At 58.7% G+C, this 16,416-nt stretch carries 17 protein-coding genes and 1 other RNA gene; 4 read left to right on the forward strand and 14 right to left on the reverse strand.

What is annotated here, in order from left to right:
* Positions 1–5: 5 nt before the first annotated feature.
* From C1896_17530 to rsmI, 9 genes are all read right to left on the reverse strand, one after another.
* On the reverse strand, positions 6–1,088 hold the full coding sequence (locus C1896_17530) for a phospho-N-acetylmuramoyl-pentapeptide-transferase (protein ID AZZ46552.1): 1,083 nt from the start codon (positions 1,086–1,088) through the stop codon (positions 6–8).
* Complete coding sequence (locus tag C1896_17535) at positions 1,088–2,464, reverse strand: UDP-N-acetylmuramoyl-tripeptide--D-alanyl-D-alanine ligase (protein AZZ46553.1); 1,377 nt, start codon at positions 2,462–2,464, stop codon at positions 1,088–1,090. The genes C1896_17530 and C1896_17535 overlap by 1 nt, the downstream gene beginning before the upstream one ends.
* Positions 2,457–3,920 (reverse strand): UDP-N-acetylmuramoyl-L-alanyl-D-glutamate--2,6-diaminopimelate ligase, encoded by a 1,464-nt coding sequence (locus C1896_17540; protein ID AZZ46554.1) that lies wholly within the window; start codon positions 3,918–3,920, stop codon positions 2,457–2,459. The genes C1896_17535 and C1896_17540 overlap by 8 nt, the downstream gene beginning before the upstream one ends.
* Positions 3,920–5,650, reverse strand: coding sequence for a cell division protein (locus C1896_17545; GenBank protein AZZ46555.1), 1,731 nt, complete (start codon positions 5,648–5,650; stop codon positions 3,920–3,922). The genes C1896_17540 and C1896_17545 overlap by 1 nt, the downstream gene beginning before the upstream one ends.
* Complete coding sequence (gene ftsL / locus C1896_17550; GenBank protein ID AZZ46556.1) at positions 5,647–5,937, reverse strand: cell division protein FtsL; 291 nt, start codon at positions 5,935–5,937, stop codon at positions 5,647–5,649. Before ftsL ends, C1896_17545 begins: the two co-directional genes overlap by 4 nt.
* Complete coding sequence (locus C1896_17555; GenBank protein AZZ46557.1) at positions 5,934–6,881, reverse strand: 16S rRNA (cytosine(1402)-N(4))-methyltransferase; 948 nt, start codon at positions 6,879–6,881, stop codon at positions 5,934–5,936. Before C1896_17555 ends, ftsL begins: the two co-directional genes overlap by 4 nt.
* Positions 6,878–7,333, reverse strand: a complete 456-nt coding sequence (locus C1896_17560; protein ID AZZ46558.1) for a cell division/cell wall cluster transcriptional repressor MraZ — start codon at positions 7,331–7,333, stop codon at positions 6,878–6,880. Before C1896_17560 ends, C1896_17555 begins: the two co-directional genes overlap by 4 nt.
* A gap of 292 nt (positions 7,334–7,625) precedes the next feature.
* Positions 7,626–7,984: RNase P RNA component class A (rnpB, locus tag C1896_17565), an RNA gene on the reverse strand.
* Between the two features lie 93 nt (positions 7,985–8,077).
* Complete coding sequence (gene rsmI / locus C1896_17570) at positions 8,078–8,953, reverse strand: 16S rRNA (cytidine(1402)-2'-O)-methyltransferase (protein ID AZZ46559.1); 876 nt, start codon at positions 8,951–8,953, stop codon at positions 8,078–8,080.
* A gap of 122 nt (positions 8,954–9,075) precedes the next feature.
* Here rsmI and C1896_17575 point away from each other — a divergent pair, with 122 nt between their 5' ends.
* From C1896_17575 to C1896_17590, 4 genes are all read left to right on the forward strand, one after another.
* Complete coding sequence (locus tag C1896_17575) at positions 9,076–10,842, forward strand: hypothetical protein (protein ID AZZ46560.1); 1,767 nt, start codon at positions 9,076–9,078, stop codon at positions 10,840–10,842.
* Positions 10,839–11,207: a YraN family protein gene (locus C1896_17580; protein AZZ46561.1), complete on the forward strand. Its 369-nt coding sequence runs from the start codon at positions 10,839–10,841 to the stop codon at positions 11,205–11,207. Before C1896_17575 ends, C1896_17580 begins: the two co-directional genes overlap by 4 nt.
* 109 nt (positions 11,208–11,316) lie before the next feature.
* Complete coding sequence (locus tag C1896_17585; GenBank protein AZZ46562.1) at positions 11,317–11,910, forward strand: phosphoheptose isomerase; 594 nt, start codon at positions 11,317–11,319, stop codon at positions 11,908–11,910.
* Complete coding sequence (locus C1896_17590; GenBank protein AZZ46563.1) at positions 11,907–12,485, forward strand: phospholipid-binding protein; 579 nt, start codon at positions 11,907–11,909, stop codon at positions 12,483–12,485. The genes C1896_17585 and C1896_17590 overlap by 4 nt, the downstream gene beginning before the upstream one ends.
* A gap of 86 nt (positions 12,486–12,571) precedes the next feature.
* Here C1896_17590 and C1896_17595 read toward each other — a convergent pair whose 3' ends face one another.
* From C1896_17595 to petA, 5 genes are all read right to left on the reverse strand, one after another.
* Entirely contained in the window at positions 12,572–12,985 is a 414-nt protein-coding gene (locus tag C1896_17595) for a ClpXP protease specificity-enhancing factor (GenBank protein AZZ46564.1), read from the reverse strand.
* 11 nt (positions 12,986–12,996) lie between these two features.
* Positions 12,997–13,614: a stringent starvation protein A gene (locus tag C1896_17600; GenBank protein ID AZZ46565.1), complete on the reverse strand. Its 618-nt coding sequence runs from the start codon at positions 13,612–13,614 to the stop codon at positions 12,997–12,999.
* Positions 13,615–13,701: 87 nt separating this feature from the next.
* Complete coding sequence (locus tag C1896_17605) at positions 13,702–14,511, reverse strand: cytochrome c1 (protein ID AZZ46566.1); 810 nt, start codon at positions 14,509–14,511, stop codon at positions 13,702–13,704.
* The gene (locus C1896_17610) at positions 14,511–15,722 is read right to left on the reverse strand and encodes a cytochrome b (protein AZZ46567.1); all 1,212 of its coding nucleotides are present in this window, start codon (positions 15,720–15,722) and stop codon (positions 14,511–14,513) included. Before C1896_17610 ends, C1896_17605 begins: the two co-directional genes overlap by 1 nt.
* Positions 15,722–16,315 (reverse strand): ubiquinol-cytochrome c reductase iron-sulfur subunit, encoded by a 594-nt coding sequence (gene petA / locus C1896_17615; protein AZZ46568.1) that lies wholly within the window; start codon positions 16,313–16,315, stop codon positions 15,722–15,724. The genes C1896_17610 and petA overlap by 1 nt, the downstream gene beginning before the upstream one ends.
* Between the last annotated feature and the right edge of the window lie 101 nt (positions 16,316–16,416).

Below are 16,416 nucleotides of genomic sequence, written 5' to 3' on the forward strand. Positions count from 1 at the left end.
CTTTATTACCTCAACTTCAGCGTGGCGAGACCGACCAGCACCAGGATCACCGTGATGATCCAGAAGCGCACGATCACTCGGGGCTCTGGCCAGCCCTTGAGCTCGAAATGGTGATGAATCGGCGCCATGCGGAACACGCGCTTACCGGTCAGCTTGAACGAGGCGACCTGGATCATCACCGACAGGGTTTCCATCACGAAGACCCCGCCCATGATGAACAGCACCACCTCCTGCCGAACGATCACGGCAATGGTGCCCAGGGCCGCGCCAAGCGCTAGGGCGCCGACATCGCCCATAAACACCTGCGCTGGATAGGTGTTGAACCAGAGAAAGCCGAGCCCGGCGCCGATCAGCGCACCACAAAACACGATCAGCTCACCGGCTCCTGGGATGTATGGAATCAGTAGGTAATCGGCGAAATTCACGTTGCCCGACAGGTAGCAGAAGATGCCCAGACCACCACCAACCATCACAGTCGGCATGATCGCCAGGCCGTCCAGCCCATCGGTGAGATTTACCGCATTGCTTGAGCCGACGATGACGAAATAGGTCAGCACGATGAAGCCGATCCCCAGCGGGATCTCGATGTCCTTCAGCAGCGGCAATATCAAGGTGGTTTCGACCGGGGTCTGTGCGGTCATATAAAGGAAGATCGCAGCGCCGACACCGAAGACAGACTGCCAGAAGTACTTCCAGCGACTCGGGAGGCCGCGAGAATTCTTCTCGATCACCTTGCGGTAGTCGTCAACCCAACCTATCGCGCCAAACAGCAAGGTCACAGCCAGCACTACCCAAACATAGCGATTAGACAGATCGGCCCAGAGCAATGTGCTAATGGCGATCGCGCTGAGGATCAGTGCCCCGCCCATGGTTGGCGTGCCGGATTTCGACAGGTGCGTTTGTGGCCCATCAGTGCGTACCGCCTGGCCAATTTGGCGCAGCTGAAGCGTACGGATCAGCCAGGGTCCCAACCACAGCGACAGGACCAGCGCGGTCAGTACGCCAAGAATTCCACGCAGGGATAGGTATTGAAAGACCGCGAAGCCCGTGTGGAACTGTTGCAGGTACTCGGCGAGTAGCAGCAGCATTAATGTTTCTCCATGCCGGACGCGGAAAGCGCTGCGACGACTTTGTCCATCGCAGCGCTCCGTGATCCCTTGATCAAAATGGTGGTCGCATTGCCTTGCTCCAGTCGCAAAGACTCGATCAGGCTCTGCTGATCGGCAAAATGGCGTGCGCCATGGCCGAAGGCATCGACGGCGTGCTTCATTAGCGGCCCGACCGCAAACAAGGTGTCCACTTTACCTACGGCATAACTGCCGACGTCTCGGTGCCCCTGCTCGGCCCACGAGCCCAGCTCGCCCATGTCACCCAGTACCAGCACTGTGCGTCCGGCAAAGCCCGCCAGCACGTCAATAGCTGCGCAGACCGAGGCCGGATTGGCGTTGTAGGTGTCGTCTATGAGGCGAACGCCATTACTCAGCATTTGCGCGACGCCTCGCCCCTTCACCGGCTGCAGGCTCTCGAGCCCGGCGACGATATGTTCCCGCGAAACGCCCAACGCGCTGGCGGCGGCTGCGGCGGCCAGGGCATTGGCTACGCTGTGGCGTCCGAGCAAGTTCAGCTGGACGCGCGCCGACCCGGCCGGTCCAGTCAGGACGAAATTGGGACAGCCGCGAAGGTCGTAGGCAATCGAAGCGGGGTGGATGTCGGCCAGCGGACTCGTTAACGCAAAGCTCACGACGTGTTTGCCTGCTACTCGGCGCTCCCAAACTGAATAGGCGCGGTCGTCTCGATTGAGCACGGCAACGCCCTTTGGGCCGAGGCCATCGAGAATCTCGCCCTTGGCCTCGACGATTTTCTCCGGACCACCAAATTCGCCAACATGAGCCGTGCCCGCGTTGGTAATCAAGCTGACATCTGGCCGAGTCAGGCTGACGGTATAGGCAATTTCGCCGACACGTGAAGCGCCTAGCTCAATCACCGCAGCCTTGTGCTGTGCGCCCAACTCCAGCAGCGTGAGCGGTGCGCCCAGATCGTTGTTTAGATTGCCGCGGGTGGCGAGAACCGCATCGTCGCCATAGGCAGCGCGCAGGATGCTGGCAAGCAGCTCCTTGACGCTGGTCTTGCCACTGGAGCCGGTAATGGCCGCGACCGGACCGCTGAACGCGTTGCGGTTCAATGCGCCCAGCTGGCCTAGGGCGATACGGCTATCAGCAACAACAAGCTGAGGCAACGAAACCTCTGGCACATGGCGCTCAACCAGCGCAGCGACGGCGCCCTTGGCCGCTACTTCTGCAAGGTAGGTATGGCCGTCGAAGCGAGGCCCGGTGAGCGCGACGAAAAGCTGCCCAGGCTCGATTGCGCGGCTGTCGGTGCTGACAGAGCTAAACGCTGCATCGGCATTGATCAACTTGGCTGACAACGGCTCGACCAGAGCACTAAGACGCTTGGCTTCAAGCATGAGTACCCCTCCAGGCAACCAGGGCCGTCAAGGCCTGTTCGAGATCGGAGAATGGCAGGCGCTCGCCTTTTATTTCCTGGTAGTCCTCATGCCCCTTGCCGGCCAGCAGCACCACGTCGTCAATGCCGCTGCTTTCAATACAGCGGGCAATGGCTGCGGCGCGCCCCGGCACAAACAGGACTTGTTCGGGTGCGCTGAAACCTGCACGAATCTCATCGAGGATCTGCTGCGGATCTTCATTGCGCGGATTGTCATCAGTGACCGTGACATGGTCTGCCAAACGCTCGGCAACCTGAGCCATCAGCGTGCGCTTGCCACGGTCGCGGTCGCCACCGCAGCCGAACAGACACAACAACTTGCCGCGAGTATGCGGGCGTAGGGCGCCAAGCACCTTTTCTAGGGCATCGGGCGTATGGGCGTAATCGACCACGACCAACGGGCGATCACCGCCACCTAGCCGCTGCATCCGACCGGCAGGGCCGTCTACTTCCCGCAGTGCCACGAGAATTTCGTCCAGCGGATAATCCATTCCCAGCAAAGCGCCTACCGCAGCGAGCACATTGCTGACGTTAAACCGACCGAGCAGCGGGCTACGCAGCGAACGTTCACCTTGGGGCGTCACCAAGCGTGCATGGATTCCGCTATCGTCTAGCCGCGCTTCGGGGCAGTACAGATAAGCCGACGCATCTTCAAGACTGTACGTGATCAGTCGTGAATCAGCGTGCTGTGCCGCGAGCGAACGGCCCAAGGTGTCGTCCAGATTTATCACCCGGCAGCTTAGCCCTGGCATGGTGAACAACCGCGCCTTGACCTCACCGTAGGCTTCCATGGAGCCGTGATAATCAAGATGATCTCGGGAAAGATTGGTAAACACAGCCACATCGAACGCCAGGGCGGCAACTCGTCCCTGCGCCAGGCCATGCGAGGACACCTCCATCGCAACGGCGCGCGCGCCCTGTTTCCTCAGGCTCGCCAAGTTGGCCTGTACGCCGATCGCATCAGGCGTGGTGTGCTGACCGAGGACCAGCTCTCCGTGAAAGCCGGTACCGAGGGTACCGATAATCCCGCAACGCTCACCCAAGCGGTCCAGAGCCTGGGCAATCAGGTAGGTCACGCTGGTCTTGCCATTGGTTCCGGTAACGCCGACCAGATGCAGACTGCGGCTTGGCTCGCCGTAGAACCGCCCTGCGATTGCCGATAGCTGCCCCGCTAGGTTGCGAACCGGCACCAACTCGGCGCTTGCCGCAGTCATTTTCGCAGCACCTTCGGCTTCGTAGGCGATAGCGGCTGCGCCGTGGGCAATCGCATCGGCAATATGCACACGGCCGTCTTGCTGGTAACCGGGCACAGCCAGAAATAAATCGCCCGGACGGACCTTGCGGCTGTCCAGCGTCAGCTCTCGAATGAGGGTATCGCTGGCAGCTTGAGGCAGTAACTGATTCAGCGGCATCGGCATCAGATACGCCCTCCCTTGCTCTTGTCAGCGTCGGCGGTTTTGACGTCTTCGGGCGGTAAGTTGTCAGGAGCAACATTCATCAGGCGCAGCGCGCCGGACATCACGCGACTGAACACCGGAGCCGAAACCAGTCCACCGTAATAGCCGCTCTTGCTGGGCTCATCGATGACCACTGCTATGGCAATACGCGGATCACTCATGGGCCCGAAACCTGCAAACATCGAACGGTAGGCATTTTCCTGATAACCCCGACTGTCGGTCGAAGCTTTGCGCGCGGTACCGCTCTTGCCAGCTACGTGATAACCCGGCACCTGGGCGCGGAACACTCCACGCGGGGCCTCGATGACCTCCTGCAGCATGCCTTGGAGGGTTTTCGCGACCTCCGGCGACACCACCTCTACGCCTTCTGGCTTGTGATCGACCCTGGTCAATGACATCGGCACCAAGCGGCCATCGTTGGCTAGCGCGCCATAGGCGTGAGCCAGTTGCACGGCGGTTACCGACAGGCCATAACCATATGAAAGCGTGGCAGTTTCGGCCTGTCGCCATTCACGATGTGTTGGAAGATTACCGACTCGCTCGCCAGGGAAGCCCAAACCGGTGTCTTGTCCAAAACCGATCTTGCGCATGACCTCATGAATCGCAGCGCCGCCGATATCAAAAGCAACCTTGCTCATACCGACGTTGGAAGAATTGATGAGGATGCCCGTCAGGCTAAGCTCACGGCCTTCTGTTCTGGAGACGTCGCGGATTGTGTAGCGACCGATGCGCAGCGAACCTGGCCATACCTCAACCAGGTCGCTGGGCTTCCACCGGCCCGTTTCAAGGGCCGCGCTCATAGAGATGGGTTTCATCGTCGAACCCGGTTCAAACAGGTCCGTCAATGCCCGGTTACGCATCGCCGCAGGCTGCAGATTCCGGCGATTGTTCGGGTTATAGGTCGGCTGATTGACCATGGCCAGCACTTCGCCCGTTTTCACGTCAAGCACGACCAAGCTGCCGGCCTTTGCGCCGAACTCCAGCAAAGCGTTACGCAGCTCGCGATGCGCCAGATACTGCAGGCGCAGGTCAAGTGACAGCGCAAGCGCCTTGCCGGCCTTGGCATTCTTGACGACCTGAACATCTTTGATCAGGCGGCCACGACGGTCCTTGAGCACCTGTCGCTTGCCCGGAACACCGGCCAACCACTCGTTATAGGCCAGCTCCATGCCTTCACGACCGTGGTCATCGATATCGGTAAAACCCACCACGTGCGCGGCCACTTCGCCAGCGGGGTAGAAACGGCGAAACTCTTCTTGCGCGTAGACGCCCGGTATCTCCAGATCCAGAACTCGCTGCCCCTGTTCAGGGGTCAGGCCGCGTACCAGGTACATGAACTCTCGCTCGGCCTGATCCTTGAGGCGCTGATGCAGCCCAGCAGTGTCCTGCCCCAGCGCTTCAGCCAGTTCGGGCCAGTGGGCCTGTGCACTTTGCATTTCGCGTGGGTTCGCCCAAAGCGTGGTGACCGGGGTACTCACCGCCAGAGGCTCGCCATGACGATCAGTCATGAGGCCACGGTGTGCGGGGATTGGAATATGCCGCACGCTGCGCGCATCTCCCTGCCCTTTTAGAAACCCCTGATCCAGCACCTGCAAGTCGACAATTCGCCAAGCAATGGCCCCTACCATCAGTGCCAGCAGAGCGAGCACGATGCGAAAACGCCATGGATAGAGCGCCCCCTGGAGTTTCATGGTGCCACCAACCTGACAGCGCCCGCTTCAGGGATGTGCATCTTCAACTGCTCAGAAGCCAAGGTCTCGATGCGGCTGTGAGCAGTCCAAGTGCTCTGCTCAAGTATCAGGCGGCCCCATTCAGCCTGCGCCTTGTCACGCACACTGAGTTCGCCGTACAGCTCATTGAGCAACTGGCGGTTCCAGTGCGCGCTATAGGCGACAGCAATCGCCGATATCAGCACGGCAATAAACAACACCAGCATCAGCAGGCTGCCGTTGGGCATGGCGCGGCGCAGCTGATTCACCGCAACTTCTCCGCGACACGCATCACTGCACTGCGCGAACGGGGGTTTGCTTTGACCTCTTCGGGGGACGCGTATTGCGGTTTGCCCAGCAGTTTCAGACGCGGCACGAATTTTTCAGGGATGATCGGGAGGTCGCGCGGCAAGGTATCGGCCTCGCCTTTCGCATGCCGGCGCATGAACTGTTTGACGATGCGGTCTTCCAGCGAGTGAAAGCTGATGACCACCAGCCGGCCGCCGACGTCCAGCGCTTCAAGAGCGGCTTCAAGCCCAGCTTCCAGGTCGCCAAGCTCGTTATTGATAAAAATGCGCAGCCCCTGAAAGGCGCGTGTCGCTGGGTTCTTGCCTTTCTCCCAAGCGGGATTGGCCACCGTCAACACTTGGGCGAGATCCGCCGTACGCTCGAAAGGCTGCACAGCCCGACGCTGTACCACGGCGCGGGCCATGCGCTTGGCAAAGCGCTCCTCACCGTATTCCCTGAACACTCGGGCGATATCGTCTTCGTTGGCCGTTGCGATCCACTGGGCGGCGCTGATTCCCCGACTCGGGTCCATGCGCATGTCCAATGGGCCATCATGCAGAAAGCTGAAACCGCGCTCGGGGTCGTCCAGCTGCGGCGAAGACACGCCAAGATCTAGCAGCACACCGCTCAATGTGCCAGTCCAGCCGCGCTGCGCGAGCTCTGCGCCAAGCTCGGCAAAACTTCTCTGCACAACGACAAAGCGGCCATCCTCGGCCGCCAGTGCTTGCCCCGTAGCGATTGCTAGCGGGTCTTTATCGAATCCTAGCAAACAGCCATCAGGCCCAAGCTGCCGCAACAGCAGACGACTATGCCCGCCGCGCCCAAAGGTCCCGTCCAGATAGCGGCCATCCGGGCGCACGCCGAGTGCCGCGACGGCCTCGTCGAGCAAAACGGTCACATGGTTATAGCTGCTGGTCCGGCTCACAGGATTAGATCACGCAATTCTTCCGGCAAAGCACCGGGTTGTTTGATGGCCGCCAGGTCCGCATCTGCTTGCGCGTTCCAGTCGTCCTCGTTCCACAGGCTGAACTTGTTCAGCTGACCGACCAGCATGGCCCGCTTGTCCAGACCGGCGTATTCGCGCAAACGCGGTGGCACCAGTACGCGACCAGTGCCATCCATCTCCAAATCGACCGCATTACCAATGAGCAAGCGCTGCAGCCGGCGACTTTCTTCTCTGAGAGAGGGCAGCTCGCGCAACTTGGCTTCGATCTGCTCCCATTCCGGCAATGGGTAAATTCCGAGACAACGGTCGACGGCATCAATGGTGATGATCAGCTGCCCCTCGCAACGCGAAACGAGCTCGTCACGATACCGACTGGGCATGGCTAGCCGGCCTTTGGCATCGAGACTGATGGCGTTTGCTCCGCGAAACACGGTTGCGCTTCCCCTGATTTAGCTTTCCATGCCCATAAATACCCACTTCGTTCCACTTTCTACCACTTGTGCGCACTATAGAAATGCAGCAGCCCCACCGTCAAGGTACGCCTGACGGGAAAAACCCTTATGTGACGGGAATTTAGCAACCGAAACGGAGATAAACGGTAAACCGGAAGGGATAGCTGACAGAGATATTCAGCAAACGCAGAAGCATGCACTTCGAAGTTAAAGTACTTTGTGAAGAGCAAGAATTTTTTGGACTAAGACAGGCGGGATATTTCAAGAAAAGTCGGAGAGTCGATCTGTAAGCCGGGTTCTGTCGAGGACAGTCATTCCTCTACGACAGCCATCACTGACTGCCTCTAGCAACCTACCCGGATCCAGCGCGGGCCACGCCAATGGATCCCTATTTGGTCTTGCTCCAAGTGGGGTTTACCTAGCCACGGACTGTTGCCAGCCGCGCGGTGCGCTCTTACCGCACCTTTTCACCCTTACCGGCGCCGAAACGCTTAGGCGGTTATTTTCTGTGGCACTTTCCGTAGGCTCACGCCTCCCAGGCGTTACCTGGCACTTCGCCCTATGGAGCCCGGACTTTCCTCCCTCCCTTCTTGCGGAACAAAAAGAGACAGCGACTGTCCGATCGACTCTCCGGCGGCCAGGGTACTTGTCTACGCCGACACCCGCAAGCTTGATAGTTGGCCGCCTTAGCATCAGAAGCACTCGAACTGGCCACCAGTGCACTTACTGACTCGCACCCTTTTCTTGCAAGGCCAGCTGATAAAGCAGGTTCTTTCTGACTCCAGTAATTTCAGAAGCAAGCGCCGCGGCTCGCTTGACCGGCAGCTCGGCCAAGAGCAGATCCAAAATCCGGCGCGCATCCGCATCGACCGCATCGTCTTCATTCGGCGCTTGCCAGCCCCCCACTACAAGCACGCACTCGCCGCGCTGCTGATTGGCATCGGACTCTACCCAAGCTCGCAATGCACCCAAAGGAAGGTCTTTCAGCGTCTCGAACGTCTTGGTCAACTCCCGCCCCAACACCGCAGGTCGATCGGAACCGAACACTGATTCGAGGTCAGCAAGCGCAGCAAGAATACGATGCGGCGCCTCGTAGAAGATCAACGTACGCGGCTCAGCCCGAAGATACTCCAGGCGAGCAAGGCGTGCTGCCTGCTTAGCAGGCAGAAACCCCTCAAAGATAAAGCGATCGGACGGCAGCCCGGCGGCGCAAAGCGCGGCAATAAGCGCACACGCACCGGGCAGCGGAACGACCCGGACACCCGCGGCGCGAGACTGCCTGACGAGGTGGTAACCCGGGTCGGATATCAACGGCGTGCCAGCATCGGAGATCAAGGCCACATCTTCGCCAGCCAACAGCCGCCGGATGAAACGCCCTCCCTCGTCTCGCTCGTTATGCTCATGACATGCAGCCAAGGGTGTGGTGATGCCAAAGTGCTGCAGCAGGCGAGATGAATGCCGGGTATCTTCCGCCGCAATCAGCGCGACCTCGGATAACACGCGCAAAGCCCGCGCGCTTATATCTTCGAGATTGCCGATAGGTGTGGCGACGACATAGAGCGTTCCCGCCGCGGAATTCACATCATCTGTCGCAGTCACAAGGCTTACCTCAGTCACTAAAACGCGCATTGTAGCCCGTTTACGGGCCGCGACATCGCGACCCCGCCAACGCTTGGGTACAATCCACCGACACCCGCCAGCGCCTTTTCAGGAATGAACACATGACGGCCCGCTTTCGCCCGCTAATCTTCTTATGCATTGCTGCCTTGCTGTCGGCCTGCGCCAGCTCACCATCCTCCACCCTCGGCGAACTGCCTCGCACCCCACAGGCATCGACGCAACAATTGCTGAAAGATGCCGATGCCAGTGATCCAGGCAAGGCTGCGTTGCTGCGGCTGTCAGCGGCCGACCAGAGCATCCAGCAAGACAACCTGACCCAAGCGCGCCAGATACTGGAACAAGTCGCCATTGACCAGTTGATGCCAGCCCAGCAGATGTTCGCCAAAACGCTGGAAGCCGAGCTGGCCCTAGCCGCTGGAAAGCCCGAAAGTGCGCTCCAGGCGTTACAGCATCCAGCCTTTGAACGTCTCGCCGAACTCCCTGTAGAGCAACAACTTCGCACCCAACTGGCTCGCGCCGAGGCGTTCGAAGCAAACAACCAGCCGCTCGATGCAGCGCGCGAGCGCACCTTCATCGCACCCCTACTCAGCAGTGAAGCGGCTGAGCAAAATCATGAGACGATCTGGTCTCTGGTCTCGAATCTCGCGCCGGAGCAACTGCAACAAACCGCCGACACCGACCTCGCAGGCTGGATATCGCTGGCCACAGCCATTAAGCAGGCCGGCACGCTCGGCCAGCAAAAACGCGCCATCGAGGCCTGGCAGCAGCAAAACCCTAATCACCCAGCCGCACGGCGCCTGCCCGACCCGCTGTTAAAGCTCAAGCAGCTGGCAGACAAACCCTTATCGCACGTAGCGCTTCTGCTGCCGATGGAAGGGCCGCTGGCCAGCGTTGCACGCGCCTTGCGCGACGGATTCCTAGCAGCCCATCTTGCAGGGCAACAGGACCTGAAAATCGAACTGTTCGACAGCACCCGCCTGTCTTCTCTAGACGACTTTTACCGGCAAGCGTCTGCCTCGGGTGTTGAATTGGTGATCGGCCCATTGGAAAAGGATATGGTCCGCCAACTGGCCGATCGCGAACAGCTGCCCATTACGACCCTGGCCCTGAACTACAGCGATGCGAACCAACAGGTGCCGCCACAACTGTTCCAGTTCGGGCTGGCGGCAGAAGACGAAGCTCGTGAAGTCGCGCGCCGCGCCTGGGCCGATGGGCACCGCCGCGCAGTGGCGCTGACGCCTCGCGGCGACTGGGGCAATCGAGTGTTTGAAGCTTTCCGCCAGGAATGGCAGACGCTAGGCGGCACAGTGGTTGCGGCTGAACCCCTGGCCGAACCCATCGAGCTGGCAAACCAGATTGCCGATATGCTGCAGATACGCAGCAACGGAGGCAGCGACGAGTCGCAGCCATCGCGCCGCCAAGATATTGATTTCCTTTTTCTTGCCGCCACGCCGCAACAGGCGCAACAAGTCAAACCCACCCTGATTTTCCAGTACGCCGGCGACCTCCCGGTCTACGCGACTTCGCACCTTCATGCCGCCACTGATAACCGCACGCAATACCTGGATCTCGAAGGCATTCGCTTTACCGAAACCCCATGGCTGCTTGACCCGCAGCTGCCCCTGCGCCAGGAGATCGAGCGCAAGTGGCCGCAAAGCCGGGGCAGCCTCGGCAGGCTGTATGCCATGGGCGCTGACGCCTACCAGCTGGCGCCGCGCCTGAATCAGCTTCTTGCGCTACCTGACACACGGATTGATGGCCTTTCGGGAACGCTCAGCCTAACTCCACAGCAGCGGATCGAACGGCGCTTGCCGTGGGCCGAGTTCCGGGACGGGGAAGTCCAACCGCTCCCGGATATTCCAGATTGATAGCGACCAGCAAACAGCTCAGTGGAAAGCGCGCAGAAGATTTTTCACTGCAGCACCTCCAGGCGCACGGTCTACGCCTGCTCTGCCGCAACTGGAGCTGCCGTAGTGGCGAGCTTGATCTGGTCATGCTCGATGGCGATACAGTAGTATTCGTCGAGGTTCGGTACAGGCGCCATGCCGCATGGGGCGGCGCACTCGAGAGTGTAGACCTGCGCAAACAGCAGAAGCTAATCAAGGCGGCCCAGCTGTTCCTGCTAAAGGAGAGTCGCTGGGCAAAGCATCCCTGTCGCTTCGATGTCGTTGCCATAGACTCGACCGAGAGCGGAGCGAAGCCCAGCTGGATTCGAAATGCCTTCGATAGCTAAAAACGCGACATGCGGGTTTCGCAGCATCTCGTGAGCATCACATCTGCACCCAAGATTCCTTGCGGCACGGCTAAAGCAGCCCAGCCCGTCACCTGAAGGTTTATTTCCGATGGACATGCAATCCCGTATACGTCAGCTCTTCCTCGCCAGCATCGAGACCAAACAAAGCGCGATGGAAGTGCTCGCACCCAGCATCGAGCAGGCCGGGCAAGTGATGGTCAATACCTTGCTCAGTGAAGGCAAAATCCTGACCTGCGGAAATGGCGGCTCCGCCGGCGATGCTCAGCATTTCTCCTCAGAGCTGCTCAACCGTTTCGAGCGAGAGCGCCCTAGCCTGCCGGCAATCGCGCTGACCACGGACAGCTCGACACTGACATCCATCGCCAACGACTACAGCTACAACGAAGTGTTTTCCAAGCAGATCCGCGCACTGGGTCAGCCGGGCGATGTGCTGCTGGCAATTTCAACCAGCGGCAACTCTGCCAATGTCATCCAGGCGATACAGGCCGCGCACGACCGGGAAATGGTGGTGGTCGCCCTCACCGGTCGCGACGGTGGCGGAATGGCTTCGCTACTGCTACCGGAAGACGTTGAAATCCGAGTGCCAGCCAAGGTGACCGCACGCATTCAAGAGGTCCATCTGCTGACCATTCATTGCCTATGCGACCTGATCGACAACCAACTCTTTGGGAGCGAAGAATGACTTCAGTTCACTTGCATGCGCTTACGCTCGCGCTATGCCTCGCCGTCACTGGCTGTAGTTCCGTGCTTACCGCCACACGCGACGACCCAATTGACGATAATCGCGGAACCCGCACGATCGGCAGCACCATTGACGACTCGCTAATCGAAACGAAAGCAGCCGTGAATATTGCCAAGGCCCACCCGGACCTTGATCAGGCATCCCATGTCATCGTTGCCAGCTACAACGGCGTGGTTCTGTTGGCAGGCCAAACACCACGTGCAGAATTGAAGCAGCTAGCCGAACAGGCCGCCAGCTCGGTTCAGCGCGTCAAACGTGTACACAACGAAATTCAGGTTCTAAAGCCTTCATCCGCCCTGGCTCGCAGCAACGATTCCTGGCTGACCACCAAGATCAAGGCACAGATGCTGGCAGACGCGAGCGTTCCTGGCTCACGCATAAAAGTCATTACCGAGAACGGCATTGTTTACCTGCTTGGCCTCGTCTCGCGACAGGAAGGCAATCGTGCAACGAGCGTGGTGCAAGGCGTTTCCGGCGTGCAGCGCATCGTCAAACTGTTCGAATATATCGATTAAAGGCTTGGAGGCGGAAAGTGCACAGGTGGATGCAGCCTTGTATTCCACCGACTTGCCTTTCAGCCTCAAGCGCCTATCGATTTCTATTATTTAACTACTTTCAAGCTAGGACGCCCACCTGGGGCTGGACGTGACGGCGCGCTCGTGGCGGCCGAAGCATCATCGGATGGTGTCTCATCATCCGGCGGAGTAGGCTCAACCTCGAACACCATCCCCTGCCCATTCTCCCTTGCGTAGATAGCCATGACCGCTGCAGACGGGACGTGCAAGCTATGCGGAACACCACCGAAGCGCCCTTCGAAGCTGATCGCCTGGTTATCCATCTTCAATTGACGTACCGCACTGGGCGCCACGTTCAAGACGATCTGGCCATCACTGGCAAAACCATCCGGCACCTGAACGCCTGCATGATCAGCGTTGACCAGCAGATGCGGAGTGCAGTCATTGTCGACGATCCACTCGTACAACGCCCGTACCAGATAAGGTCGACTCGATGTCATATGCAACCCTCTTAGCGCATGCCGCGCTCAACGGCGGATAGACTGACCTGGAAGGCCTCCCGAGCAAAATTGATCTCCATGTAGTCGAGCAGCGGTTTCGCCGCTCGCGGCAAGTCAATTCCAAGTTTGGGTAAACGCCACAGGATAGGCAACAAGCAGCAGTCAACCAAGCTGATGTCATCACTCATGAAGAAAGGTTTTTCAGCAAATACGGGCGACACGCCCGTTAGGCTTTCGCGCAGCTCTTTTTGCGCCTGGGCACGCGCCGCATCAGCTGTACGGCGATCGCCAATCCTATCCACCAGCGCGCACCAGTCGCGCTGTACCCGATGTATTAGCAGGCGTGTATTGGCCCTGGCCACGGGGTATACAGGGAGCAACGGCGGATGCGGATAGCGCTCTTCGAGATACTCGGTGATCACACTCGGCTCATATAGCGCTAAATCACGATCCACTAGCGTCGGTACGCTGGCGTACGGATTCACCTCGGTCAGCCTGACCGGACAGTGCGCCGAATCAACGTCAATTATTTCGACACTGACGCCCTTTTCAGCAAGCACATAACGCACTCGATGCGAATAGTGGTCGGCGGGATCGGAATAGCAGGCCAACCGGTTGGTAGCGGCCATAGGGTCCCTCCTCAAAAAAATTTGCGATGGCAGAAAAAAACGCGCGCCCATGAGGGCGCGCGCAGGGTAACGCTAATAAGCGAAGGATCAGTGGATATCTTTCCAATATTCCCGCTTGAGCAGGTAGGCAAATACGAAGAAGAAGGCCAGGAACAGCAGCACATAGGTACCGATACGATGGCTTTCTAACTTGACCGGGTTAGCCGAGTACGCAAGGAAGGCCACCAGATTCTTGATCTTCTCGTCGTATTCGGCCTCGGTAAGCTCACCGGTACCTGGCACAACCGTCATGGCATGGCAGTCTTCGTGCGTGATCGGTGTACCGGTCAGCGGATCGAATTGCTTACGACCGTCTTCGACGATCTGAACCTGCTTGCACGCTACCGACTCACCTTCAGGCAGCTTGCTTGGCAACACCTGACGCCCCTGCAGCGGGGCCAGAACATGCGGCATGCCCACATTAGGGAACACCGTATTGTTGACCCCATACGGACGCGTAGGATCTTCATAGAAACTGCGCAGGTAGGTGTATAGCCAATCGTTCCCACGCACTCGCGCTACCAGCGTCAGGTCCGGCGGAGCGGCACCAAACCAGGTCTTTGCATCGACCGGCGTCATACCGATCTTCATGTGGTCGCCGATCTTGGCGCCAGTGAACACGATGTTGTCGAGCATGATCTCTTCGGGGATACCCAGATCTGTCGCAACACGCTCGTACCGCTGGTACTGCGCGCTGTGGCAGCCCATGCAGTAGTTGGTAAAGGTCTGTAGACCATCCTGCAACGCCGCCTTATCAGTCAGGTCAATATCGACCTCATCCAGGTGAACGCCAGTGCCAGCGGCGAAACCGAAGGCTGGCACCAGTGCAAGAATCAATGCAGCAAATTGCTTTTTCATCAGCCAGCCACCCTTTGCGGAACTACTTTAGTCTTCTCGAGCTTGGTGTAGAACGGCATCAGGATGAAGTAACCGAAGTAGATAGCAGTACAGATCCGAGATACCAATGTGCGCTCAGGCGTCGGAGAAAGCACACCAAGCACGCCAAGGATGACGAAGGAGATGCAGAACAACAGCAACGCAACCTTGCTCATCCAGCCCTTGTAACGCATCGACTTGACCGGACTACGGTCGAGCCAGGGCAGCACGAACAGCACCGCGATGGCAGCGCCCATAGCGATCACACCAAGCAGCTTGTCCGGGACCGCGCGAAGAATTGCGTAGTACGGGGTGAAGTACCAAACCGGCGCAATGTGCTCAGGCGTTTTGAAGGCGTTCGCCACTTCGAAGTTGGGCTTCTCGAGGAAATAACCGCCCATTTCCGGAAAGAAGAACACGATGGCGCAGAACACGAACAAGAACACTACTACACCGACGATATCCTTCACCGTGTAGTAAGGATGAAACGGAATACCATCGAGCGGCACACCGGCTTCGTTCTTGCTTTTTTTGATGTCGACACCCATTGGGTTGTTCGACCCAACTTCATGTAACGCCAAGATGTGCAGTACAACCAGCCCCAGGATCACAATCGGCAGCGCAATCACGTGCAGCGCGAAGAAGCGGTTCAGGGTGATGCCGGAAATCAGGTAATCACCACGGATCCACTGAGTCAGATCGTCGCCGATAACCGGGATAGCACCGAACAGCGAGATGATCACCTGAGCACCCCAGTAGGACATCTGCCCCCAAGGCAGCAGGTAGCCCATGAAGGCCTCTGCCATCAACGCCAGATAGATCATCATGCCGAAGATCCAGACCAGCTCGCGCGGCTTCTGATAGGAGCCATACAGGATCCCACGAAACATGTGCAGATAGACTACGACGAAGAATGCCGACGCTCCTGTGGAATGCAGGTAGCGAATGATCCAACCGTATTCGACGTCGCGCATGATGTATTCGACGGAGGCGAACGCACCTTCTGCAGACGGCTCGAAGCTCATCGTCAACCAGATACCAGTGAGAATCTGGTTGACCAGAACCAACAAGGCGAGAGAACCAAAGAAATACAGAACGTTGAAGTTCTTCGGCGCGTAGTACTTGCTTAGATGGTCTTCCCACATCTTGGTCGCGGGGAAGCGCGCATCGACCCATTCCATGAACTTGCTCATCACGCGCTCTCCTGATCCACGCCGATGACGACGATGGCGTCTGTCTCGTAGGTGTGCGGGGGAACCGGCAGGTTCAAGGGCGCAGGCTGGCCCTTGTAGACGCGGCCAGCCAAGTCATACTTCGATCCGTGGCAAGGGCAGAAATAACCTCCGAGCCAATCAGCACCTAGATCAGGCGCAGCCACTTCCGGACGGAAGGATGGGGAACAACCAAGGTGCGTGCACAGTCCGACCACAATAAGCACCTCTGGCTTGATCGAGCGAACCGTCGGATCGACATAGGTCGGCTGTACCGAAGCCTCGGAACTGGGGTCCGCCACCGTATCAGTCAGCTTGTCTAGATTCGTCAACGCCTCTTCGGTACGACGAAGGATAAACACCGGCTGACCACGCCATTCGGCAACCATCTGCTGGCCCGGCTCGATCTTGCTGATATTTACCTTAACCGGTGCACCGGCTGCCTTGGCCTTGGCACTCGGGAACCACGATCCCACGAACGGGACCGCGGCACCCACCGCTCCTGCAGCACCTACTACCGAAGTAGCGGCTACAAGGAAGCGACGCCGGCCAGCATTCACGCCGTCATTGCTCATTCAGTCGTCTCCCATCAGTTTCTTATGGCCTACCGAAAGCAGGCGTCTACTACGTGCGTCTACTGTAAAACGAGGCCGCTAAAAATTCGCCAAATGGTAAA

This window comes from Pseudomonadaceae bacterium SI-3, assembly GCA_004010935.1.
GTDB lineage: Bacteria > Pseudomonadota > Gammaproteobacteria > Pseudomonadales > Pseudomonadaceae > Stutzerimonas.